This window comes from Ensifer sp. SL37, from assembly GCF_026672675.1.
In the GTDB taxonomy this organism is placed as follows: domain Bacteria; phylum Pseudomonadota; class Alphaproteobacteria; order Rhizobiales; family Rhizobiaceae; genus Ensifer; species Ensifer adhaerens.
This window is the reverse complement of sequence record NZ_JAPPRN010000007.1, coordinates 784512-807217: the sequence shown is the minus strand read 5'-3', so window position 1 is coordinate 807217 and position 22706 is coordinate 784512. Positions and strand designations below refer to the sequence as shown.

19 protein-coding genes and 2 pseudogenes are annotated in these 22706 nt (G+C 58.9%); 8 read left to right on the top strand and 13 right to left on the bottom strand.

Going from position 1 to position 22706, the window contains the following annotated elements; translation table 11 throughout:
- Nucleotides 1–233 precede the first annotated feature (233 nt).
- The 4 genes from OVA00_RS36085 to OVA00_RS36070 all read right to left on the bottom strand — a co-directional run bounded on the left by OVA00_RS36085 (nucleotide 234) and on the right by OVA00_RS36070 (nucleotide 6177).
- Nucleotides 234–2378, bottom strand: a complete 2145-nt coding sequence (locus OVA00_RS36085) for a response regulator (RefSeq protein ID WP_268090775.1) — start codon at nucleotides 2376–2378, stop codon at nucleotides 234–236.
- Nucleotides 2371–4971 carry an HWE histidine kinase domain-containing protein gene (locus OVA00_RS36080; RefSeq protein ID WP_268090774.1) on the bottom strand — a complete coding sequence of 867 codons (2601 nt, stop codon included), beginning with the start codon at nucleotides 4969–4971 and terminating at the stop codon, nucleotides 2371–2373. The genes OVA00_RS36085 and OVA00_RS36080 overlap by 8 nt, the downstream gene beginning before the upstream one ends.
- Nucleotides 4958–5512, bottom strand: coding sequence for a biliverdin-producing heme oxygenase (locus OVA00_RS36075; protein ID WP_234852905.1), 555 nt, complete (start codon nucleotides 5510–5512; stop codon nucleotides 4958–4960). Before OVA00_RS36075 ends, OVA00_RS36080 begins: the two co-directional genes overlap by 14 nt.
- A gap of 356 nt (nucleotides 5513–5868) precedes the next feature.
- Nucleotides 5869–6177 (bottom strand): hypothetical protein, encoded by a 309-nt coding sequence (locus OVA00_RS36070; RefSeq protein WP_090299791.1) that lies wholly within the window; start codon nucleotides 6175–6177, stop codon nucleotides 5869–5871.
- Between the two features lie 153 nt (nucleotides 6178–6330).
- Here OVA00_RS36070 and OVA00_RS36065 point away from each other — a divergent pair, with 153 nt between their 5' ends.
- From OVA00_RS36065 to OVA00_RS36050, 4 genes are all read left to right on the top strand, one after another.
- Complete coding sequence (locus OVA00_RS36065) at nucleotides 6331–6891, top strand: NADPH-dependent FMN reductase (protein ID WP_113135570.1); 561 nt, start codon at nucleotides 6331–6333, stop codon at nucleotides 6889–6891.
- Between the two features lie 981 nt (nucleotides 6892–7872).
- On the top strand, nucleotides 7873–9099 hold the full coding sequence (locus OVA00_RS36060) for a low temperature requirement protein A (protein ID WP_089046202.1): 1227 nt from the start codon (nucleotides 7873–7875) through the stop codon (nucleotides 9097–9099).
- A gap of 297 nt (nucleotides 9100–9396) precedes the next feature.
- The gene (locus tag OVA00_RS36055; protein WP_060609818.1) at nucleotides 9397–10269 is read left to right on the top strand and encodes an alpha/beta fold hydrolase; all 873 of its coding nucleotides are present in this window, start codon (nucleotides 9397–9399) and stop codon (nucleotides 10267–10269) included.
- Between the two features lie 598 nt (nucleotides 10270–10867).
- Nucleotides 10868–11707, top strand: a complete 840-nt coding sequence (locus tag OVA00_RS36050; protein WP_268090773.1) for a sigma-70 family RNA polymerase sigma factor — start codon at nucleotides 10868–10870, stop codon at nucleotides 11705–11707.
- Nucleotides 11708–11738: 31 nt separating this feature from the next.
- Here the strand turns inward: OVA00_RS36050 and OVA00_RS36045 are convergent, their stop codons facing one another.
- Nucleotides 11739–12371 (bottom strand): HD domain-containing protein, encoded by a 633-nt coding sequence (locus OVA00_RS36045; RefSeq protein ID WP_326494160.1) that lies wholly within the window; start codon nucleotides 12369–12371, stop codon nucleotides 11739–11741.
- Here OVA00_RS36045 and OVA00_RS40180 point away from each other — a divergent pair.
- Together OVA00_RS40180 and OVA00_RS39865 are read left to right on the top strand one after the other, a co-directional pair.
- Nucleotides 12364–12498, top strand: a pseudogene (locus OVA00_RS40180) (DUF2934 domain-containing protein); the annotation flags it as partial. The gene OVA00_RS36045 and the pseudogene OVA00_RS40180 overlap by 8 nt on opposite strands.
- Nucleotides 12499–12521: 23 nt before the next feature.
- A pseudogene (locus OVA00_RS39865) lies at nucleotides 12522–12893 on the top strand (CBS domain-containing protein); the annotation flags it as partial.
- A 250-nt stretch (nucleotides 12894–13143) separates the two neighbouring features.
- Here the strand turns inward: OVA00_RS39865 and istB are convergent.
- From istB to OVA00_RS36020, 3 genes are all read right to left on the bottom strand, one after another.
- Nucleotides 13144–14040, bottom strand: a complete 897-nt coding sequence (gene istB / locus OVA00_RS36035) for an IS21-like element helper ATPase IstB (RefSeq protein ID WP_064816995.1) — start codon at nucleotides 14038–14040, stop codon at nucleotides 13144–13146.
- Nucleotides 14037–15551, bottom strand: a complete 1515-nt coding sequence (gene istA / locus OVA00_RS36030; protein WP_442780591.1) for an IS21 family transposase — start codon at nucleotides 15549–15551, stop codon at nucleotides 14037–14039. The genes istB and istA overlap by 4 nt, the downstream gene beginning before the upstream one ends.
- Nucleotides 15552–16607: 1056 nt before the next feature.
- Nucleotides 16608–17691 (bottom strand): IS3 family transposase gene (locus OVA00_RS36020; RefSeq protein ID WP_268091153.1). Its coding sequence is split into 2 segments (ribosomal slippage): nucleotides 16608–17496 and nucleotides 17495–17691, totalling 1086 coding nucleotides; the frame shifts between segments, so codons are not numbered across the junction.
- Here OVA00_RS36020 and OVA00_RS36015 point away from each other — a divergent pair.
- Nucleotides 17623–17814: a hypothetical protein gene (locus OVA00_RS36015; RefSeq protein WP_268091178.1), complete on the top strand. Its 192-nt coding sequence runs from the start codon at nucleotides 17623–17625 to the stop codon at nucleotides 17812–17814. The two genes, OVA00_RS36020 and OVA00_RS36015, sit on opposite strands and share 69 nt — an antisense overlap.
- Nucleotides 17815–18007: 193 nt before the next feature.
- On the opposite strand, the gene OVA00_RS36010 is transcribed toward OVA00_RS36015, so the two are convergent.
- Both OVA00_RS36010 and OVA00_RS40175 read right to left on the bottom strand, forming a co-directional pair.
- Nucleotides 18008–18598 (bottom strand): DNA-3-methyladenine glycosylase, encoded by a 591-nt coding sequence (locus OVA00_RS36010; protein WP_060609820.1) that lies wholly within the window; start codon nucleotides 18596–18598, stop codon nucleotides 18008–18010.
- A 459-nt stretch (nucleotides 18599–19057) separates the two neighbouring features.
- Nucleotides 19058–19288, bottom strand: a complete 231-nt coding sequence (locus OVA00_RS40175; protein ID WP_034798762.1) for a DUF2934 domain-containing protein — start codon at nucleotides 19286–19288, stop codon at nucleotides 19058–19060.
- A gap of 675 nt (nucleotides 19289–19963) precedes the next feature.
- Between OVA00_RS40175 and OVA00_RS36000 the strand changes: the two genes are divergently transcribed.
- The gene (locus tag OVA00_RS36000) at nucleotides 19964–20395 is read left to right on the top strand and encodes a hypothetical protein (RefSeq protein WP_089046201.1); all 432 of its coding nucleotides are present in this window, start codon (nucleotides 19964–19966) and stop codon (nucleotides 20393–20395) included.
- 796 nt (nucleotides 20396–21191) lie between these two features.
- On the opposite strand, the gene OVA00_RS35990 is transcribed toward OVA00_RS36000, so the two are convergent.
- From OVA00_RS35990 to OVA00_RS35980, 3 genes are all read right to left on the bottom strand, one after another.
- On the bottom strand, nucleotides 21192–21809 hold the full coding sequence (locus tag OVA00_RS35990) for a response regulator (RefSeq protein ID WP_051659462.1): 618 nt from the start codon (nucleotides 21807–21809) through the stop codon (nucleotides 21192–21194).
- A gap of 30 nt (nucleotides 21810–21839) precedes the next feature.
- The gene (locus OVA00_RS35985) at nucleotides 21840–22040 is read right to left on the bottom strand and encodes a hypothetical protein (protein WP_034798756.1); all 201 of its coding nucleotides are present in this window, start codon (nucleotides 22038–22040) and stop codon (nucleotides 21840–21842) included.
- 198 nt (nucleotides 22041–22238) lie between these two features.
- On the bottom strand, nucleotides 22239–22460 hold the full coding sequence (locus tag OVA00_RS35980; protein WP_082566427.1) for a BON domain-containing protein: 222 nt from the start codon (nucleotides 22458–22460) through the stop codon (nucleotides 22239–22241).
- Nucleotides 22461–22706: the final 246 nt, after the last annotated feature.

Genomic DNA, 22706 nt, shown 5'->3' with positions numbered 1-22706 from the left:
GACCGTCGTCGCCGACAGCTAAATGCGGAGGTTGATTTTTTGTTCCCCTTACGGGCTTTGGTCGGACGGAAATTCAGACCAAGGGCGTAGCTTGACCAGAACGAGGGTTATCGAGCACTTCGAAACTCCTGAAAAGAGCGCGGACTTGCAGATTGCCCGGTGGTCCCGTCAGCTGAGCGCAGTTGGCTGTCCATCGGCGAAATGCAGCAAGCCTGGCGCGCCAGACCCAGTTGTCATTGGCGGATCAAGCTTTCGACCCGCCGCGCCAGCACGTCAGCTGTGAAGGGTTTGGTGACCACTTCCATGCGATGGTCGAGGTGCCCGTGGTTGAGTACTGCGTTCTCCGCATACCCTGTGACGAAGAGTACGTTAAGACCGGGACGCTGGACGCGCACCGCATCCGCAAGCTGCCGTCCGTTCATGCCGTTCGGCAGCCCGACGTCGGTAACCAGAAGATCGATTGTGGGGCGTGCATCAAGCATTTTAAGGGCGGAAGGGCCGTCGCTCGCCTCCAGCACTTCGTAGCCCAGCTCTTCGAGAATTTCGACCGCGACCATCCTGACCAGGGGTTCGTCGTCCACGACTAGGATGGTGTGAACTCCGGTCGCTGCAGGCGCGGGCCCCGCGTCGGCTGGTATGTCGGAGCTATGATCTTCGGCCGCGTGGCGGGGCAAATAAATGCAGATCATCGTGCCCTTGCCCACTTCGGAGTATATGCGCACGGCACCACCGGATTGGCCGGCAAAACCGTAGACCATGGAAAGGCCAAGCCCCGTCCCCTGTCCGATCGGCTTCGTCGTGAAAAACGGATCAAAGGCGCGGGCGACCACATCCGGCGACATGCCCGTACCGGTGTCGCTGACGCACAAGGAGACATATTGCCCCGGCGGCAATCCACGTTGGGCCGCAGCGCGTTCGTCGAGCCACCGATTGCCGGTCTCGATCGTCAAGCGTCCACCATCCGGCATCGCGTCGCGAGCGTTGATGCAAAGATTGAGCAGAGCGTTCTCGAGCTGGCCAACATCGACGAAGGCCGTCCACAGCCCTCCTGCTCCGACAGTCTCGACCGCCACCCCAGGACCGACGCTTCGGCTGATCAGATCTTGCATACCCGCGACGATGCGATTGATGTCCGACGGCTTCGGATCGAGCGTCTGCCTGCGGGAAAAGGCAAGGAGGCGCTGAGTTAGGCCCGCGGCCCGCTTCACCGCCCCTTGTGCTCCCGTCATATAACGGTCGATCTCACCCACACGGCCCTGGGCGAGCCGAGTTTTCATCAGATCAAGGCTGCCGCTGATGCCGGCGAGGATGTTGTTGAAGTCGTGCGCCAGGCCCCCGGTTAGTTGCCCGACAGCCTCCATCTTCTGCGCCTGCCGCAGGGCGTCTTCCGCCTGGACAAGGGCTGCGGTGCGTTCCTCTACCCGTTGCTCTAGCGTTTCGTTGAGCGTGCGGAGGGCCGCAAGGGCATGGTCACGTTCGGCTTCGACCGCGCGCCGCTCCTCGATATCGATCAGGACACCCGGAAATTTAAGCGCAACACCGTCACTGCTGCATTCCACGCGACCGTTCGCCTCGAGCCAGCGATACCTCCCGTCCTCGCGACGCGTCCTGTATTGGTGGGCATAGGCTCCGCCTTTTGCCAGGGCCTCTCGGACCGAGGCCGTCACTCGTTCCTGATCGTCGGGATGAACGGCGCCGACGATATCGGCAAGGCTCAGGCCTGAGCGCCCTTGCTGCGGATCGAACCCAAACGCGGTCGCAAAAGCTTCGTCGACCGTAAAGCGATCGGTAGGCACGTCCCACAGCCACGTGCCGATGATCGCCCCTGCGGCCATCGCCATTTGCACACGCTGTATGTTATCGCGCGCGTGGCTTTCGCTCTCGCGTAGCGCCGCTTCGGCCTTCTTCCTCTCGGTTACGTCGCGAAATAGGACCGCCACCTGGCGCAGGCCTGCCGGCTCGATGCGGGTGGCCGAAACTTCGATATGCCTGGCGACTGATTTGAACTCCTGCTCGAAGCGCACTGGTTTGCCGGTGCGCAACACGCTGCCATAGACGTCCAACCAGACATCCGCGTTGCCGGGTTCAATCTCCCGAAGCCGTTTGCCGACGATGTCCGAGATGCCTGTATGCCGGCCATAGCCGGAATTTGCTTCAAGGTGTACGTAATCGCTGAGCGGACCATGTGGTCCGTCGATGAAGCCAATAATGCAGAAACCATCGTCGATCGCCTCGAAAAGGGCTCGATAGCATGCCTCTCGCGCGTCGTCGTCGCTGGCGTTATGGACCTTCAGCGCGGCGCCTCCCTGCGACAGGGCCCTCAGCCTCAGGATCTCGTCTTCGAGTTGCTCGCGAGACAGCGACTTGATGTCAGACATCGATTTCGGTCTTTCCCTTCGTCGTTCCTGTCACTGCCCTTTGCGCGTCTCTGGACAGGGTCTCGTCCCACAGCAGTGAAAGCGCTCCGACGATGGCATTTCTGCTGTAGGGTTTGCGCACGATCGGCACGCCGATAAGGTCCGGCGGCAGTTCTGCTCCCTCGCCATAGCCTGTAGCAAAAACGAATGGAGTGCCTCTGCGCATGAGTTCGCCGGCGATCCCGAACGAATTGGTCTGCCCGAGATTGATATCGAGAATCGCCAGTTCCGGAGCAGTCCTCTCGATATGTGCCATGGCCTGCTGCACGGAGCTCGCCGTCGAAACCTCCGAGAACCCTTCGTCCGACAGCATCGCTTCGAGATCAAGCGCTATGAGCATCTGATCCTCAACGATCAGAACCCTGGGGTTTGCACGGCCAAGGCCGCTTTGTTCGGGAGCGGCGGTACCGAACGTATATGTTTCCATTGTCGGACCTAACGCGGTGAGTTTGACGTGTGGGGAGGGGATGCTGAACTCTGCCTCAAGCCCCGATGGTTCGAAGCGGACGGAGCTGCGCCCATGAAGATCGTAGGGGACGCTGCGCTCGATGAGGGCACTACCGAATCCCCTGCGTAACGGCAGAGTGACGAGTGGACCGTTTCGCTCGCGCCAGGAGACGTCGCAATCGGAGCCGGTCATCGTCCAGCGCACCTCTACTTCGCCAGCCGTCACCGAAAGCGCTCCGTATTTGGCGGCGTTGGTCGCGAGCTCGTGAAACACCAGCGCCATTACCGAAAAAGCGCGGCTGTCGAGCCAGACGGCAGGACCTTCGAGCGTAATTGTCGACAGATTTGTCCGGTAAGGCTGGAGTTCGGCCTCCAGGAGATCCGCCAGGATCCCGCCGCCATCTCCGCGCACGACCTGGTCATGCGCGATTGCGAGCGCCTCGATGCGACCCTGCAGCGTCGAAACATATTCTTCGAGCGATTTCTTGTGCCGTTGGGGGCTTGTCACCAGAGATTTGATGACGGCGAGGATGTTCTTGACGCGGTGGCTAAGCTCCTGGTTCAGCATCCGCTGCCGAACCTCGGACTTGCGGCGCTCGCCCGCCATCAGCTCGTTGTGTCGCAGCACCACCTCGACGATCGCGACCCGGACGATCTCGGCGATTTCCCGCTCGGCCTCCGACCAGGGCTGCGCCTGCGCCTGGACTGTCTCCTTCCAGATCGCAAAGCTCTTGCGTGGTGTCAGGCGGTCGCCGAGTGGACCTGCCTCATAGGTCTTTTCAGGATTGCCGGCCCAGTTGAGGGTCTGGACCAGTTCTTTGCGAAAAAACACCAGGCAATCCGAGCCGGTTTGCGAAAGGGGAATGGCGAGAACGCCCGAAAGCCGCTCGCTGTAGGCCGATGCCTCCGGGAACTTCTGTGACAGGGCATGTGTCGCCCAAACGCGCCCTTCGCTGACAGTGCGGATGAAGTCCAGAAGAGCGGCTCTTTCTTCGTCCGGCGGAGCGGTGCCGATCCCCGCCCATTTGCCATCGACCATGACGCCGATGCCGTCGTTTGCCAGCAACTGCGAGAATTCACGCAGGCTTTGGCGCAACAGCTCACCCACATCCTCGTGATGGGAGGACAAAATGAGAAAACGGTCGAGCGCTTCGCGTGTGCCGGCGACGGCCGCAACCCGGCGACGTTCCTTCAGAGATTTCAGGTGCAGCGAGAAAAATTCGCCGAACACTTCAAGCGCAACGCGTTGAGCCATCGGCAGGGCGCGCGGCGAATAATGGTGGCAGGCGATCAACCCCCAGAGCTGGCCGTCCAGAACAACCGAAATCGACATCGACGCGGCGACGCCCATGTTGCGCAAGTATTCGCAATGGATGGGCGAAACGCTGCGCAAGTGCGCGAAACTGAGGTCCAATGGTTCGCCGGATCCGTCCAGAACCGGCTCGACCGGGACGCGCGCACCGCTCGCGTCCGAAATGACGCGAATGGTGTTCTTGAGATAAAGTGCGCGGGCCTGCTGGGGGATATCGCTTGCTGGAAAATACTGGCCCAGAAAACTCTCAAGATCGGCGCGTTTCGCTTCGCTGACGACCTTGCCTGATCCGTCCTGCTCAAAGCGGTAGATCATCACGCGGTCATAGCCGATGGTACCGGCAACGATCCGGCACGCGCGCTGCACGAGACGGTCGACGTCGGTGATGTCCTTGATACGGCCAATCATCTCGCGCGCGATATGCAAGGGCTGACCGATCGACGGCGCCGGCTCGAACTCAATGATGACGGCCGACTTGTGAAGGTGGACGGCAATGTCGAACACGCGGTCGCCAAAAGCGACATCGAGCAAAAGGGCCGGTCGTGAGGCCGCTCCCGCGGCCGCAAGCGCATTGCGCAGATCATGCAACAACTTTGGGCCGAGCACGTCGACAAGAGGCCGCCCAAGGAGGCTGCCCTCCCAGGCGAGCATCTTCGCAGCGTTTGCCGATATGCGTTCGATCGTCGTGAACCCGACATTGCACGCCAGAAGACAACCGTGCGGTTGGATGCTCCCGGGGATATGAATGGGCTCCCTGTCGCAAGTCTCGAGGGTGACGGGTTCAACTGGCGACAAGATATGTACTTTCAAAGCAAGTTTGGGCGAGAGCAAACACGGCGTTCGCCGTGACGGCAGACCGAACGACGTCAAAATCGCGGGTTCGTTCGAGGAGCGACAGGAAGGACGGCCATCGGGTCGTGTCGTTCGCCATCGAAACAAGGTGCTTCGCGCCGAAGGTTTCATCGAAACCAAGCTTCAACGCCCTCTGACGCAAGACCCGCGCACCGAGAGACGACCCTTCCACCACGTAGAGGGCACCGAGCAGCGCGCTTGGGTCGGAAAAATCGAAATCAGTCCGAATGCGGCGCGCCGGTGCCAAGCCGAGATCGCACGCGTCCTGAGCAAGCAGCTCTGCAACCCCTGATGGTCGCCAATTCCAGCCTTCAGGCCAAGAGACGTTCCTCAGCGCTTCGTCCATTGTCGCACGAAACGGCAACACGCGCGCTACGTACCGGCGATAGTCCTCGATAGTGCTGAGCTCGCCGACCGCGGCGTCTACCCGCTGATGTGCATCCCGCGTCCTATTCCTCAATTCAACGCGTTCACTTCCGCGCATGCATTTTCCGCCTAATCATAAAATACGACCCGTTCTGTGGCACGTGGCCGAGGCAGGCCCCAGACTAAAATCGCTTCAAGAACTAGGGCATGGCCACGATTGCGACAAGGCAATCGCGTTCTGTTTTTGGAGATGAGAGTGGCGCTCGAACATCCAAGGCTGAAAAACGGCTTTCAGCGAAACGGCCGCGCAGGCATGGGAAAATTCCTATGATCGAGCGGTTCTATTGATGCACCCGCAAGCGATCCAGGATCTCTCCGGATCGTGTGTAAGATGGCTCCCTCCTTGGGGACCGTCTTTTTTCAGCCACGTCTTTTCGAGTGCGCTGCACCGTCGCAGAAAGCAGGTGGGCACAGTTATCGTCGCCTCAAGAACGCGCTCCAGATATAACCGGCAACACCCGCGGTGATCAGAACCGGCGTGAGATGACGTCTGATACCGCTTTCTACCGTTTCTAAAACAACGGTCGCCTCGAGCGCCGCCAGTCTGGAAGTCCCCTCCGCTATGGCGATGAGGCGCTCGCCAAGCCGGGCCACGTCGGCCCGCAACACATCAAGCTGCTCTCTTTGCGTCGCCAGGCGTGGTGTCTTGAGAACAAACTCGGCCTTTGGCAGCGGGTCGTCACTCAACGACAAAATATCGCGTTCGCGCGGCTCGTCACTCATTGTTTGGTCCTCCTACGCCCGGTTTTTCTCAACGAGGAAAGGCCGCCCGTTGTTCCCTCGTTTTACCTTCCTCACCGTTGACACTGTGCTTTTGAAAGCGGCGCCGCGTCCACGATGGCTTGCTGGCTGCGGAATTTTCACTATCCTTGAGGAATGAGGATCCTAGGAATTTCAGGAAGTACGCGTCGGCTTTCCACCAATTCGGCCTTGTTGAGGGCTTTCCAATTCCTCGCTCCAGCCGATATCACCATTGAAGTCTTTGATAATATTGGTGAGCTGCCGATCTTTTCTCCCGATCTGGAGGGCGCAAACGCCCCAGAAAGCGTCATCCGCTTCGTCGAGAAAATTTCGGCAAGTGATGGGCTAATCATCTCCAGCCCCGAGTATGTTCGCACCATTCCCGGAGGCCTCAAGAACGCCATCGACTGGCTTGTCTCGGGGGAGGCCGTAATCGCAAAACCGATAGCCCTCATCCACGCTTCGCACCGAGGCGACGACATGCTCGCAGCGCTGCGCACCGTCCTTTTGACATTAAGCTCAAATTTCTCCGAGACGATTTTCTTCCGGCTTCCCGTTATGAAGGAGACGCCAGACGCAATCATGGAAAAGCTCATGGACCCCGCTCATCGTCCGGCGGGGGAGAAATTCCTCAAGGATTTTGCATCGTTTTGCCGAAGCCAGAACGGGGACGTCCCTGACGTGATCGCTATTTGACCAGCGGCGAGACCGACCACAACCCAGAGCGCTGTGGCTCCGTATTTCGAAAGTCGCATAAAGGCTATTGTTCCTGCGAAATATCCTGCCCCAAACACTTCCCCGGCGCAGCTGAACGTGGCAAAACGCGCCCTTCCCGCCTCCCATACCAGTAGCGGCCACTTCCCGATCAAGCACCAATTCAGATGAGCCGATTTCTCAGCCCACAGGTTAATGCCTGTCAAGCTACTCATCTGCACTCAAGGGATTTCATCGCGATATCCTCATTAGCCGCAGGGTTTAGCCCGGATGGGCAAATAGAGTTCCGGCAAGCGGTGTGATAGCGAGCACCAGTCGTCTTCGGACGGGGAGGAGACGGCCAGAGGCCTGGCGCTCCAATCATAGCGACAGGCCTCGCCTGGGGATCCTTTGGCTAGTTCCACGAGGACGCAAACGTTTTACGTCCTCGACAGGAAAAGAGACGACCATTCCCAAGCGGCATGATCCCGACAGGGGAGCAAAATGGGCTATGATTGGAACGGCACGCGGGTACGTTGGATGAAGGCTTTGCGACTTGGGACCGTGGTCGCGTTGGCGGCTGTGTTGATATCGGTAGCAACTCAGGTTGTATCCAACGCGCTCTAACCTGCAGACCGAGGCTTTCCGTGCATATGCGTTGTATCGCGGTGACTGTAATGTGGGCGCGTGAAGATCGTTGACCCTGCTCAGCGCTTAGACAACCCAGAGTACCGCTTTGCGCCTTCTAGTTCGGATCCCGCATGAAATGGAGTGTGTGGACGGCTCTCGAGGGGCGGTTTCTGTCGAAGTGGGCATCATCAACGCCCCGCTTTGCAAGCGAGCGGCCCCTTCGAACAGGGGGAATAGTTGTAAGCAATCGTGCTCCTCTCCAATCCCTTCAGAGGCCTTCTCCTCATCGAGTGGGATATTGCTGGAACTCCGTCCCGCTCTACCTCTTTCTCCATCTCGGGCGGAGGAACAATAATGCACCCAGCGTCGCGACATCGAGCGGCAGAACCGACAGAGGCCAAGGGGGCGGCAACTGGAAAGCAATGGATAAGGAAGGCCGACGCCGACCAGACCAGAGCAAGCTTTCCCGAACTGTTCTTCGATCTCGTTTTTGTGTTCGCTTTGGTCCAGCTCGCAAAGACACTTGCTAGCGACTTCGGCCCCACAGCCCTTGTCGAGGCGGCGCTGCTCATTCTTGCGATCTGGTGGATCTGGATTCACTCGACCTGGGTTACAAACCTTCTCGATACCGAGCAAGATCCAGTACGGCTGATGCTCTTTCTCCTGATGTTTGGGGGTATCCTGCTGGCTATCGCCTTGCCGGACGCGTTTGGAGACCATGGATTTGCATTTGCGGTGATCTACTGCGCCATTCAGATAGGGCGTTCCTTTTTCATGCTCTACGCCTATCATCGCGTCGATGCGGCCTCTTTCCTGACGTTCCTGCGGATTACCCTCTGGCTAGTCCTTGCAAGCGCCTTCTGGCTTGTGGGTTCTCAAATGGAGACGACTCCGCGAATTGCATTTTGGAGTACCGCTCTTCTCGTCGAATATCTGGCTCCGGCCCTGCGGTACTATCTTCCTGGCCTGGGGAAATCAGCGCCCGAGACGTTGGACGTTTCTGGCAAGCATATGGCAGAACGTTGTGCGCTGTTCGTAATCATCTGCCTCGGTGAAACGATCCTGACGACCGGCCGCAACGCCGCAGAGCACATGGCGGACGACATGACCTTCGCTGTCTTCTGCAGCGCCTTTTTAAGCACCGGTTTCATGTGGTGGATCTACTTCCATCACGGCCAGGAAAAAGCCGCCAACAAAGCGGAGGCTACGTCGAAACCCGAGACATTGGCGCTCAATCTCTTCACATACGGCCATCTGCCAATCGTTTCTGGCGTCATCCTGACGGCAGTCGGAGAGGACTTCAGCCTGTCCCATGCCAAAGATGAAAGCACGATGCAAACCGCTCTGGCGATACTCGGAGGCCCGGCGCTTTTTTTGGCTGGCAACATCTGGATAAAGTTGGCCGCGGCGCACCAGTTCCCGATTTCGCACATTGTCGGGTTCGCGATCCTTGCCCTTGCAGGAGTGCTTTCTGCGCTTGCCGCCAATTATCATCTCCAGTTTCTGGCGACAGCGACCCTTTTTGGCGTTGCCATTTGGGAGTATCTGGCATTGCGTCGTGCTTCGGCTTCGACGGCATAACCGGAGCGCGAAGACGGCCGGCATAGCCGATCATCGAGACTGGGAAGGCGCGCCGGCGTCAGCAACATTAGGGCGCGGATCATCTGTCGCTTCAAGATATATGCGCAAGATATTGAAATTGAATGCGCTGTCGCCCTTGCGGCAACCTTCGGGTATCCAGCATATTCGCTCGCCGGTTCCCCGAAAGGGAACAACCGGCGATGGTACCAGTTATCTCCCGGTCACGAGCGGCTGCGCTTGTTGGTGATCGGTCGATGCCCTTCGAAAGCAGTCAGCTCATCCTGTGGAGGATTAGCTATGGACACGCTGGTACGGCATCGGCGGATCATGGTTGCCGGCATTGAGGTCTTCTATCGGGAAGCTGGACGACAAGATGCTCCGGTTGTCTTGCTACCACACGGATATCCGTGTTCATCCTACGAGTTTCGGAATCTAATGCCGCGGCTTTCCGACCGCTGGCACCTGATCGCTCCGGATTTCCCCGGTGCGGGCTACAGCGGGACGCCGGAGGATTTCGACTACAGCTTCGACGGATACGCAGCCTTTCTGAGCAGCTTCATCGACGCACTTAAGATCGATCGCTTCGTTCTGTATCTGCATGATTTCGGATCGCCGATCGGAATTCGCATGGCCATTCTACGGCCGGCATCCGTCGTCGGGCTCATCATTCAGAACGGCGACATCCCCTATGAAGATGCCTTGGGCCCCAAATATGCAGACATTGAAAAGACCTGGGCGCTTCCGTTGCCGGAAATGAAACGCGCATTGGCCGAGGCGGTGACCGAGGAGATTTTCCGGGAAGAGTTCCTGAACGACCTGGAGCCTAGTCTCGCAGAGGCCATTCCTCCCGACCTATGGAAACTGCATTGGTCCCTCATGACACCAAAGCGGAAGGAAATCGCCGTCAACCTGATCGCAGGTTTGAAGGAGAACCGGTCATGGTTTCCGCAACACCGCGGATATTTGGCGGACCATAAGCCCCCTGCCCTCATCGTCTGGGGACACAACGACCACTACATGCCGGAGAAATCTGCCCGAGCATATCTCCGCGACTTGCCGGACGCCGAACTTCATTTCATCGATGGCGGGCATTGGCTCCTAGAGACCCACCTCGATCAGGTAGCGCTGCTTATCCGTGATTTTCTCGCGCGGATTCACAATCGGCGGTAACCTGCCGGCCAGCTTCGACAATCGCGCTTTTTACGGCGCCGTGCGTTCCAACAAACGCTCAAAGGATGCGAGGCTGCGCGACTGCGCAGATGTCGGCTGGAAAAAGCTGTCCATCTGGCAGTTAAACGCCTTGGAGCCACATCGATCTACAATCTTAAGGTTAGTGATGCAGCTGCATCGACGAATGCCCGACGCGCTGCGTCCGGCATCCTGGACACTAGAAAGCCCGTCTAGCAGGTGGCAATAGCCATCGCATATGCCGGCCCTTCGTGCAGGGAACAATGGTTTTCCAACACAGATAAGCTCCGCGTGCTTTGCACCCGGAGCAAATGCCCCTCGCGATCCAGTATCACCGGCTCGTTCCAAAGCCGGTCAACCTCCAAATCCATCATTCCGAATGCCTCCTTGGTGGTCGCCGGCGCATCAGTCTGCTCTGGGACCGACGACCGCGAACAGGTTGAAGAAATGAAGCTTGGCTATTCCGAGCTAGTCCGATCGCCGGCGCGTAGTTCGGCACGGCTGACAATGGTCCTCAGCTCCTCGCTAAGAGCATTTTGGGAGGCGAACGCCATTCCCGGCAGACACCTGGATCTTCCTCGTGGCCTTGGATGACAAGGTCATCGCGAAGGTGTTCCATCAATTTGTGCCAGTAATCCGGATCGCCTGCTGCGATCGTCATAAGCGCGGTCAGGATCTTGCGGTGGGCCATCAGTTGCAGTTCAAGCGCTTCCATCGGGAACCTCGCTTTCCGTTCGAGCAGCCTTCAAGATCTTCGTGCAGGCACATCCACGACACGAAACAAAAACAAGCGCAGGGGGCGTTGGTTCCCGGCCGGCGCTGCCTTAAAACCCAAGGGAACTTAATTGTCGGCCACGCATTGACTAACATTGAAATCCGGCAACCCCGAAAGGCAGCTACAATGCCTTCTATTCCAGTTCTCGACGATCAGACGCGGCCGCTTGAGACGCAGGTGGTCGATCTGATCCCGGCCTTGCGCGCATTTGCGCGAACCTTTGTCAGTTCAAGCTTCGAGGCTGACGATCTCCTGCAGGAAACGCTGTTTCGCGCGTTGCGCGGTATCGATGGTTTTCAACCTGGAACAAATCTCAAATCCTGGCTTTTCACAATCATGCACAACGCGTTTCGCACGCAGTACAAGCTGCGTAAGCGCGAGGCGCCGGGTGCCGTCAACTGCGCCGACCTTCCAATTCCCATTCCGGCCCCGCAGGATTGGTGCGTGTTGAATGGCGAGTTGCGTACCGCCCTCGAGGGGCTAGCACCCGACCACAGGGAAGTACTGGTACTCGTTGCCGGATACGGCCTCAGCTACAAGGAGGCAGCTGATATGTGCGATTGTGCGATCGGCACCATCAAGAGCAGGCTCAGCCGTGCGCGCGACGAACTTGCCTATCGCATGAATGGTGTTCCCGTCGAGTGATCGAGCCTTGCGCCCCGCTGACGACCATCTTTCAGAACCGGAGAACAAGATAGATCAAAGCGGCCGCTGCCATTCCCAAAAGCAAAGCAAGTCGTTTTGCAACGCGATCGGCGGCTTCGCGGCGGATCTCGCCAGCCTCACCCCGAGCTGATGACGCGGCGATCTTTCGGTCGGCGGACTCACTTTCCGCCCGATGACCGTCGTACGCTGCCGCAGCGTCGAGCAGAACCAGTCTTCGCCTATACTGCGTCCCATCCTTGCCTTGCCTTTCCACTTGGGAGAGATTGTCCAAAAGGTCGGCGCGTTTTACGACAGCTGCAAGCGCGTTTGACGCAGCGCGGATCGTTAAGGCATCCTTAGTTTCCCCGGTGCGGTGCGTCAGGCTTTCAACGGCGGCCACCACCTCCGGGGAAAAGCCAGAATCAAGCAGTCGCTCCGATGTCCAGCCAGGCGCCTTTTCGACAACGTCATGAAGAAAGGCAACACTCTTGGCTTTGTCGCCGTCAACGGCCTCGGCCACCCGTTGGCAGTGGCGGATATAGGGTTCTCCAGCCTTGTCTAATTGGCCCGCGTGCGCGTGAAGGGCGACTTCTCTCGCCCACACGCTCCTGGAACAAATACGCGGTTGACCGGTTGGCCGTGGGTCAAAGCCTGAAGAACTCATTCGTCGGCGTGCCTATGAAATCTGGGCGAACGAGGGACGGCCGGAGGGTGATGTACCGACGAGAGAGCGCTCGCACGACCGAGCGGCGGAACAGACGGAACCAGAGGGCCGGACGGCCTATCAATGACCGTCATCGAGCGGAGTAGACCCATGCGAGTAGCTGACATTATGACCAAGGATGTGTGCGTTGCGAGCCCCGAGGATACCACCATCGCACTGGAAGGGGCCGAGAGCGGTATCGGCCTTCTTCCCGTTGGCGACAACGATCGGTTGGTTGGGATGATAACCTATCGGGCTTTCGCAGAGCGTTGTGTGGGTGACGGGCGTGACGATCGTGCGCGCGTGGCCGAGATCATGACGGCCGGCGTCAAATACTGCTTCGATGACCAGGAGGTGTCCGATGTTGCGCCCAACATGGGCGACGCGCAGAACCGGCACCTGCCGTTCGTTGACCGCAACAAGCGGCTTGTCGGCATCGTTTCGCTGGCTGACGCAGCGCGACGAGACCCTTCCCTTGCCGGGATGGTGGGGACTATCGGACCGTTACCGGAACAATCAGAGCCGCGACGTTTCGCTGTGCAACCCGTTGGGCAGTTAAGAAAGAGAGCGGAGGTCTTGATGACTGTTGCTATTGCTAGTCATAAGATTGGAATTGCATCCGGACGCTGCGAGGTCAATCTGCGCCAGCGGCAGGTCGATCTACGCGACAATTACAAATATTCTATAGCGCGGCGATCAGGATGAGACGGCGGCGACAATCTGGATGAGACTCTTATGTCGCGGTCGGGATGAAAGTATCATGCTGATTGTCGCTGGCAAGAGTCTCGTCGTGTTCTGATTGCCGCTCCGCGACAATCTGGGAAGCACTTTTAATTGTCGCGAAGGCGGCAGGTCTGCCGCGCTGGCGTTTGGCTTCCATGGCGGAACGTCGCCGATAGCTTTCGACGTTCATTTCGAAGATCGTTGCGTGATGAACAAGTCGGTCCACCGCCGCAAGCGTCATGGCCGGGTCCGGAAAGACGCGGTTCCATTCCCCGAAGGGCTGATTGGCGGTGATCATGATGGAACGCCGCTCATATCTTGCGGAGATGAGTTCGAAGAGCACGCTGGTTTCGGCCTGGTCCTTGGTGACGTAGGCCAGATCGTCGAGGATGAGCAGATCGAACTTGTCGAGCTTTGCGATGGCGGATTCGAGCTGGAGCTCACGCCGTGCGACCTGCAGCTTCTGAACGAGGTCGGTCGTGCGCGTGAACAGCACTCGCCAACCGTTCTCGATCAGTGCGAGGCCAATGGCTGCGGCGAGATGGCTCTTTCCGCCTCCGGGCGGGCCGAACAACAGGATATTGGCACCTTTGGCGAGCCAGCTATCGCCGGCGGCAATGGCCATGACCTGCGCCTTGGAGACCATGGGCACAGCGTCGAAAGCGAAGCTCTCGAGGGTCTTTCCGGGCGGCAGATGCGCCTCGGCGAGGTGACGTTCGATCCTGCGATGCGCCCGTTCAGCCAGCTCGTGTTCGGCGATAGCGGAGAGGAAGCGAGCCGCGGGCCACCCTTCACGATCGGCCTGTTCGGCAAATTGCGGCCACAGCGTTTTGATTGTCGGCAGCCTCAGGTCATTGAGCATGATGCCGAGGCGGGCTTCGTCGATGGTGTTGTGGACATTTTTCATGCGGCCTCTCCCGCATAAGCAGGCCCCATCAGGGCTTCATAGCTATTGAGCGATGCGAGCTGCACATGAACGGTCGGCAACTGGTCCGGGTCCGGGCCGAAGATGGCTCTCAAGGCCATCAGGTCGGGCAGTTTGCGGGCGTCGAGCGTTCTGGCAAGCTCCTCGGCCAGTTCACGCTCGCAACCACGATCATGAGCCAGGGCCAGCAGTTCGACGGTGACCTTGCAAGCCTGCCGGTCAGGCAGTTGCTCGATGAGAGTGTCGAAAGCCCTTCGGTATTCCGGCCGAGGGAAGAGCTTGTCGCGATAGACCAGGTTGAGAAGCGCCATCGGCTTTTTGCGCAGGGAATGAATGACGTGGTGATAGTTGACGACCTGATCGTGCTTGCCGCTCGCATGGGCGCGACCTCGCGGCAACGTCAGCAGATGCGTGCCGCCGATGAAGACGTCGAGACGATCGTCAAACAAACGCACACGCAGCCGATGGCCGATCAAACGGGAGGGGACGGTGTAGAAGACTTTGCGCAAGGCGAAGCCGCCGGTGCGCGACACGGTGACGACCACCTCCTCGAAGTCGGTGGTGCGGCGAGCGGGAAGTGCCTGCAGATGCGGGCGCTCGGCATCGATGCGCTTGCCATGCGCGGCATTGCGGCGGCTGACGATCTCGTCGATGAAGGCGCGGTAGGAGCGGAGATCGTTGAAGTCTCGGGTGCCGCGCATCAGGAGTGCATCGCGGACGGCGCTCTTGAGATGGCCGTGGGAACTTTCGATCGAACCGTTCTCGTGGGCGATGCCCTTGTTGTTACGGGTTGGCGTCATCCGGTAATGAGCGCACAGGTCCTCATAGCGGTTGGTGAGATCGACCTTGGCATCGGCATCGAGGTTGCGGAAGGCGGCCGACAGGCTGTCGCTGCGGTGATAGAGCGGCGAACCGCCGACCGACCACAGGGCGTTCTGCAGGCCCTCCGCCAAGGCGACGAAGCTTTCGCCGCCAAGGATGACATGGGCGTGTTCGAAGCCCGACCAAACCAGCCGGAAGTGATAAAGCAGATGGTCGAGCGGCTGGCCGGCGATCGTCACGCTGAGGCTGCCCATGTCGGTAAAATCCGACAGCCCCAACCGGTAAGGTTCGTGCGTCTGGCGAAAGATCACCTCCTGTGCCTCACCGTGAACGGCCCGCCAGGACCGAATGCGCCGCTCAAGTGTGCGGCGAATGCCTTCGGGCAGTTCCGGATGACGTCGCAGCATCTCGTCGTAAACGGCGACCGCACGAATGCCGGGAGCGGCCTTGAGAAGCGGAACAACCTCCGCATCAAAGATATGCTCAAGCGGATCGGGGCGACGCCGACCGCGCGGCGGCTTGTTCTGCGACGGAAGGCGCTGCTCTTTCTCGATGCGGAATGCCGTCGCCCGGCTGATCGACGCCTTCGCGGCGGCGACCTCAACAGAATGCGTTTGTCGATACTTCATGAATAATCTCATCTGATGATCGGTTACATGGCGACCCGGCACAAAGGTGGTTCTCCATTCCAGAAAACCGCCACCGTAGCGGGCCGACCGCGATCATGAGACGCCTAAAAATTGCGCCGCGGCGGGAGTGTAACTCCGGTCGGGCTACGCCCTCCCTTCGTCACACCCCCGCCGCCGAGTCTCATCCTGATTGACGCTGAATCTCACCTTGATTGCCGCCGCGCATATTCGCTCCCGGAAACGCCATCGCCAAGGTAAGCGGGGGGCCGGAGTCGAGGAAACGGGCCGCGAGACTTCGTTCGCCGAGGCATCCAGATCCAGGACGCTGTCAGCGACCGCCTCACCGATGCCACCTAGATCGACGCCTCTGAGATCGGCAGCGTGTCCGGCGTAACTTTGGTTCAGAACGATCGGCGCATCACCCGGCACGTCCGCGAGGTGTCGGGACGGCCGCGAGGCGCTCATTGCTATGTAGAACGCAATGCTCAGCAGGTACTGCGGTATATCTGCCCATAGATCAGCCCCTGATGGATTGCCCCCACTCTTCTTTCAGCGTCCTCGAGCGAATAGGCCTCGAGCGTCAACGCCCAAAGTCGGTCGTCCATCCAGTACTCCACTCCGTAGAGATACATCGGCCGGCCAAGGCTATCATGTGAGGCACAGTCCGGGTCAGGAGCATCTCGTGTGGCACGTGCGGATTGGAGATCGATAATCACTGGTAAAATCCTCTTTCGACCCGCCTAAAACGATCTGCCGGGGCGACCTGCGCGGCGTTTATCAAGATCAAACCGGCCGGGGGTCTGATGGTTCCGACATTTCCCACGTGCCGGCTCTCATATCGCCTAATTGACCGAGCCATTCCTAAGGGTCGCAAGCTCAAGTTGGACCCAGAAGCGTTGCCAAGCAGCTGAAGAGAGGCGCCGTTTGGTCGAGCTTTAAACGCCGTCCTTCGAGACGGTCACCTAGTATCCAAGATCGATTGCGCCGAGCATCGTCGCCATTACGAAAACGTCCGGCTCGCCTCCTGTAACAACAACCGTTCCGACACTTCCAAGCCCGAGTGTTTGAATAGCCCCGAGTTTCGTAGACACCCTCGGGTTAGATTTTCTGCTGCTTCTCGAACTCGACGGGTGACAGCATCCCGTTCCTGACGTGTTTGCGTTTCGGGTTGTAGAACATTTCGATGTAGTCGAACACGTCCTGGCGAGCTTCATCGCGTGAACGGTAGACCCTGCGACGTATCCTCTCTCGCTTCAGAAGATTGAAGAAGCTCTCGGCCACCGCATTGTCATGGCAGTTGCCGCGTCGGCTCATCGAGTGAACCAGATTGTGGTGCCTGAGGAACGAGGCCCAGTCCATGCTGGTGAATTGCGAGCCCTGATCGGAGTGGATCAGCACTTTGTCCTTCGGTTTGCGTCGCCACACCGCCATGAGCAGAGCCTGCAATACGACGTCCGTGGTTTGGCGGCTCTGCATCGCCCAGCCGATGACCCGGCGGGAATAGAGGTCGATGACGACGGCCAAATAAGCAAAACCTTCGCAGGTCCGGATATAGGTGATGTCCGTGACCCAGGCCTTGTCCGGAGCCGCTACGTCAAACTGCCGGTCGAGCGTGTTGTCGATAGCGACGGCAGGCCTGCCGCCATAGATGCCGGGACGGCGTTTGTAGCCAATCTGCGCCTTGATCCCGGCGAGACGGGTCAGACGCGCAACCCGGTTCGGGCAGCATATCTCGCCCTGATCGAGAAGGTCGTCGTGCAGCTTGCGATAACCGTAGACCTTCCCGCTCTCTTCCCATGCCTTCAGGAGCAGATCGGTCTGTCGTTTGTCCTCGTTGGCTCGCCTGCTCAGCGGGTTCTTCAGCCAGGTGTAAAATCCACTGGGATGAACCCGCAGAAGGCGGCACATCGTCCGCACCGAAAACTGCAAGCGATGCAGAGCAATGAACGCGTACTTCACTTTGCATCCCTGGCGAAATACGCGGCCGCTTTTTTAGGATATCTCGCTCCTCGCTAACGCGAGCCAGTTCCTTCTTTAGCCGCCTGATCTCCTCGGTCTCGTCGTTGCCCTTGGCGTTCGACGCAGCAAACTTCTTCTTCCATTCGTAGAGCGAATGCTGGCTGACGCCGAGACGCTGCGAAACCTCGGCAACCGGATAGCCTCGCTCCGTGATCTGGCGCACCGCGTCACGCTTAAACTCTTCGCTGAAATTCGATTTGCTCATGATGCTCTTCTTGCCTCAAAATTAGGAAAGAAGGCGTCTACAAATCTCGGTGCTATTCAGTTCTTTCCAACCTCCCCGTGATCCCGGGCGAATAGGTGCACTTGTCGAGAATGCGAGCGAGCGGAATCAGGATTTGCAGGTTGGGGCGCATATCAAATCGCTTCAGTCGTTCTCGAGGATCATCGGGATGGCTAAATCTGGAAAGGAGACATCGAACAAATCTTCCAGCATTTATGACGAGAAGCTCTACGCCCCCGCAAAATCCCGGCCAGTTCTAAACTGGAACGGGATCGGGAAACGGGTGGCTCAAAAAGGCAGAGCCTTGCGCTCCGAACCGCCACCGCACGTCGGCAGCCCTCGTGACCCCAATACGAGGGCCTCGGCAGACATCCGTTTCGCCCTCCCCAACAGTGAGATAAAAAGGGGCCGCAAAGAGCGATCGTCCGTCAAGATGGCGAGTCACTCCGAGAGCTTGGCAAAGGCGTCCCGGCCCCGCGCACAAGACGGTTTCCCTGGCTGTCCCGCGCCTGATCCGCATCGTTCCAAGGCCCGTTTGCGGCTCGATCGCTCGGAGCAATACCGCGCTTGCGTTCTCGCAGACGAAGTTGAGGCACCAATGCAAACCGTAGGACCGGTAGACGTAAGCGGTGCCGGCGGGGCCGAACATCGCGTTGTTCCGGGCAGTTTTTCCAACGTAACTATGAGAGGCGGGATCCTCCCGCCCGTAAGCTTCCGTTTCCACGATCTTGCCGCCGATCCCATTTACTTCCAGAATGACGCCAATCAAAGCCTCCGCGACGGAAACGGCATCGCGCCCAAAAAATGCTGGAGTGATCCTTTCCAGTTGGTTGGGGTCGTGTCGCATGTTTACTCGCTAATCTTTTGGACTGCTTCAAGGCGTGGCATTGTCGAAGGCGGCGTTCGGCTGGTGCCAGAACCGTCTCGATACTCGAATACGTAGGCCGTGGGGCCCTCATTGCCGGCCACAGCGGCAGGAGCGACTCCACCCATTGCTTCGGGCATCGGATTCATTCAGCGCCGTAGCGAAAGAGGCGGTTTGGACAGCAGCGCCTTGGCATGGGCGATAAGCGGCTTCGTCATCCAGGCCCATTCGATTTGGCCACGTCGGGTGATGGAATCACCGCCTCTTTCCCGTGTGTACCTCACGCACAGGAAACTTCGATGCTAATGATCTGCACGAAGATCAACCTGCATTGCCTAGGGGTCCTAGGAAACAAGCGCCTGCTCTTTCGATCGCTCTTCCCAATGCGCCGACACCGCTTCGATACTCAGGTCCTTTCCCAGTCAGGTCGTAGGAAGAACACTACTCCGCGTCCTCCGACGGCCGCCCGGCTTCCCCGCGCGGCGCGGTGGATGGAGCAACAATGGTGCCAGTTTGATCATCCCCGGTTTGACTGTTGGGAGGCAGACGCTCATGTTCCGCAATCTCCCTACTTGCTTGCTCCCAATGCCGGCGCTCCTGGCCCTCGGGGCGCCCCTCACGCTCCCAAATCTCGTAAGCGCGTCGCCGGATGAGTTCGTCTTTATCGTTCATGTTCAAGTACCTCCCTGCAGCCGTTGATCACTGAACCGAATACCGTCGCGTTTGTTCCAGCGCAGGCACAAGGTTGCTAGGAATTCATCGGGCACCGCCTCAGACGAGGCGCCCGGGCATCCTTATCCAATATGTAATCGGGGGGCTGAAGGGGGTTTCGATGACCTTGACAGAGCCAGAGTTCCTAGGCCGTAATTTTTCGAGAATGCGGTATACTGGCTGAGCGAGTTCGGCTTCGATGGCTGCGGCTCGATGCCGTCCAGGCTTGGGGCGTGGACGTAGCCGGGGAGATCATACTCGATGGCGACTGGACGAAGCGCGCGCCCGTATCCTCCCACCACAGCGCAGTGCCCCCAACGTCAGTAACATCCCCGGGTGAGGCAATAGGCGGGGTCAAATCTTCATTTCGCTTGACACCTCTCGTCGTTGGAGACGAGGAGCGCAGGCGTGATGTGATCCCTTATCGACTGCCGCACAGGCCGACCAGGTTTTCATTCAGTTGGAACGACGATTTTCCTTACGCCATCCATAAGATCGCAACCGGCGAAACCGGCGGTCACTACCGGCCCGATGCTGAGGCGCCGTCGCGCAAACTGACCGCCCTATGGCATTTTTCGCGCATTTCCGGGTCCTGGTTACGATACACCCGTCTCTTCTGAGGATCCGCGGTCGGAGATGGCGGAGCACGAACGTGCCCGCCTCATCGACGATCTCGTGCTTATGCCGAGGGCGGTTAAGGACAGCGGACTGGAAAACCAGCATCCATATCCCGCGCTAAAGAAGGGAATCTGGTGGCTCGAAATGCACCTCTTGGAGGCAATATTTTTCTGCTCATCTTGTTTTTCGTCGCAGGCACTCTCGTGCAGCGGGCGATGGGACACGATTACCCGAATGAAGCTCTGCTCGCTCAAACCTCCGCAGCACCATATCGCTCCCAGCATACAGCGGACCGGCCGCTCGTTTCTGCCGCCATTGGGAACCTTTGGCGACGGCAGCGATTGGATATTCGTTGTCCCGGCCTGGCGGGTCGAAGGGATGATGACCTTCGAGCCGAGGACGGCATTGACGGAAATGGCAATGGAGAAACGCGATGGCCGAGCAGCTTGATGAACGAGGCGAACCCGAGAGAACGACCCACGGCGCTAGCCGGACGAGGTTCTCGGCGCGGGAAACCCGTCAGGCGGGAATGGGTGTCCGTGTTTTCCTGGTGCTTGCCGCAAGTCTTTTCCTGGCGCTGCTCGCATGGGGATTTGTAGAATGGAGCCAGCCGGACGCCAGTCAAACAGGATCGGTAGAGCCCTCGCAACAGGCTCCGATGGAAAAGCCGCGGAGCACTGAACAGCTTCCGAGCACCGAGAGCCCGCAAGGCACGGTTCCGACAGACCGCACCCCCACCCGGCAGTCAGGCTCGGGCGCACCGAGGGAGAATTAACCCCAAACGATACCAACAGGTAAATGGGTACGAGGCCCCGCGGGTTCCGCTCATAGTCGAATTGACCCCGACATAGCCTTGAAGGGTCTGCGCCCCGGCCAGGGAGGGGCCAGGCAAATCTTGCGGTTGCGGCGGAGGACTTGCGGACGTTGTGCCGGATAAGGTCATCGCGTCGTTGGATGCGGTCAAAGTCCTTCGAAGCTATGACGCGGTATTCGCCGTCAAGCTCGATCGAACGCGCAACTTCTCGGAACCAAGCACAGTGCACCTTGTTCTCCTCATGAAACGAGGAGCAAGGACGTGAACCCTCAACCCCGCGATCCGGGCGAGCGATTGCCGCCTGTACCACCGCCGAACGAGGGGCCGCGCCCGATCAGGGAGCTCGACCCCGAAGACATGCCGGATGAGAAGAGAACGCCAAATCCGGCCGCCCATTCACACCCATCACGGCTTTCGCACCGCTCAAATGTCTTAATTCAGTCCATACGGGCTCTCGTCATGGATGGCCGCCAATAAATCGTGCAACCAGGCATCGAGGCCCTGAGACCTGCGCCTTGTCCCGGCTAGCGCGATAGCGCGCTCAAGCGTACGCTCAACGAGCAGGTCGGCGGCCTCGGGAGGCGCTCCGGCCATCAGGAGCCGCGCCCTGTAGCGCAGCTCCGGTATAAGTTCACAGACCGATTGATCGGTTAGTCCGACATATAGTGGCGCCAAGTTTGACAGATTTTGGAGGTGTTGCTCAAAGACAGCATTTACGAGATCCGACGCGCCTGCACACTTGCTTAACCGTGCGGCCGACCGGAACCGTTCGGGCACGCTCATGTCGTCGTAACCACTAAAAAAGACCACGGGTACCGATCTGAGCGCGAGTTCGTCCGCCACGGGAAAGATCAGCTCGCCATTGAGGTTAATATCCAGAACAGCAACTTGAACGTCGAAAGCCTGAGCAAGGCTCTTCAACGTTTCTTTTACTGTGGGCGTTGGGCCAATTATTGTCGCACCGGCCTTTTCGAGCCAAAGTGCGATATCATTTGCGACAAAAAATTCGTCCTCAGCAACTAGCACCCGCAATTGCTGCAGGTCCGGCATCACAAGCCATCCTTTTGCATTCTGACCACCTCAGTGTTTCCGGCGCGAGGGCCTGCTGATCGATTTCGTCGCCTGCCGTTTGTCCAGGGCTCGTTGCAGCCTAATGGCAAGGATCAGCAATCGATCCGGTACGTCATCAACTGGCACCGCATCGCTCTCGACCGGTCGGGACGCCACACCGCCTACCAGCAACTCCTCGTTTTCATCCTCGGCTTTTTTTCCCGGTGCCATCGTCTCAAACCTTGGTTATCCGAATGCCGCTCTTTCGGTCGTCCTCGCCGCCTATGGCGGCGCTTAAGAAGGATACGCTGTCGACAGCGAGAAGCCAAGCTTCCAAGCCCCAGGACATCCTGCGCTGGCAAATGGGTCACGAAAAGTCAGCGAGCGTACCGGGCATCCGATGAATCCGAACGCCGCTCGCCGCTGTGGTCAGGGGCGCTCGAACGAATGCGGCTGTGCGACCTTATCAGGTGGGTTGCCCAGGGGCACGGTCACCGTCTTTGTCGTTGAGCGGACCCGTAAGTTGTTCTGAACGTGGGGAACTCCGGAGAACAATTCGGCACAATCTTCAGCCCGGTGTTTGGCCTGCCTGCTCGATACTTCCCACGCAAGCGTCACCTCGCCGCTAGCAACCGCTACGTCGGAAGACATCGAGTCCCGACGGTCGCGGTAGCGGCATCCAATTGCTTCCTCGCGTTCATCCTTGTCTAGCAGCTCTTCCGAGAGCTCCCACCTTCAAGACGCTGAAGCAGGTGCTCATGACGCCAGGACTTTAAAGCCGCTGCTGTGACCTCTCGCGTCGAAGAGACATCGTCACCGACCTTTGGCGTCAGGCGGTATGCAGCCGCTCCGGGAGCGCATTGGAACCAAATGCTCTAAAACGGGTTTGAGGGAACA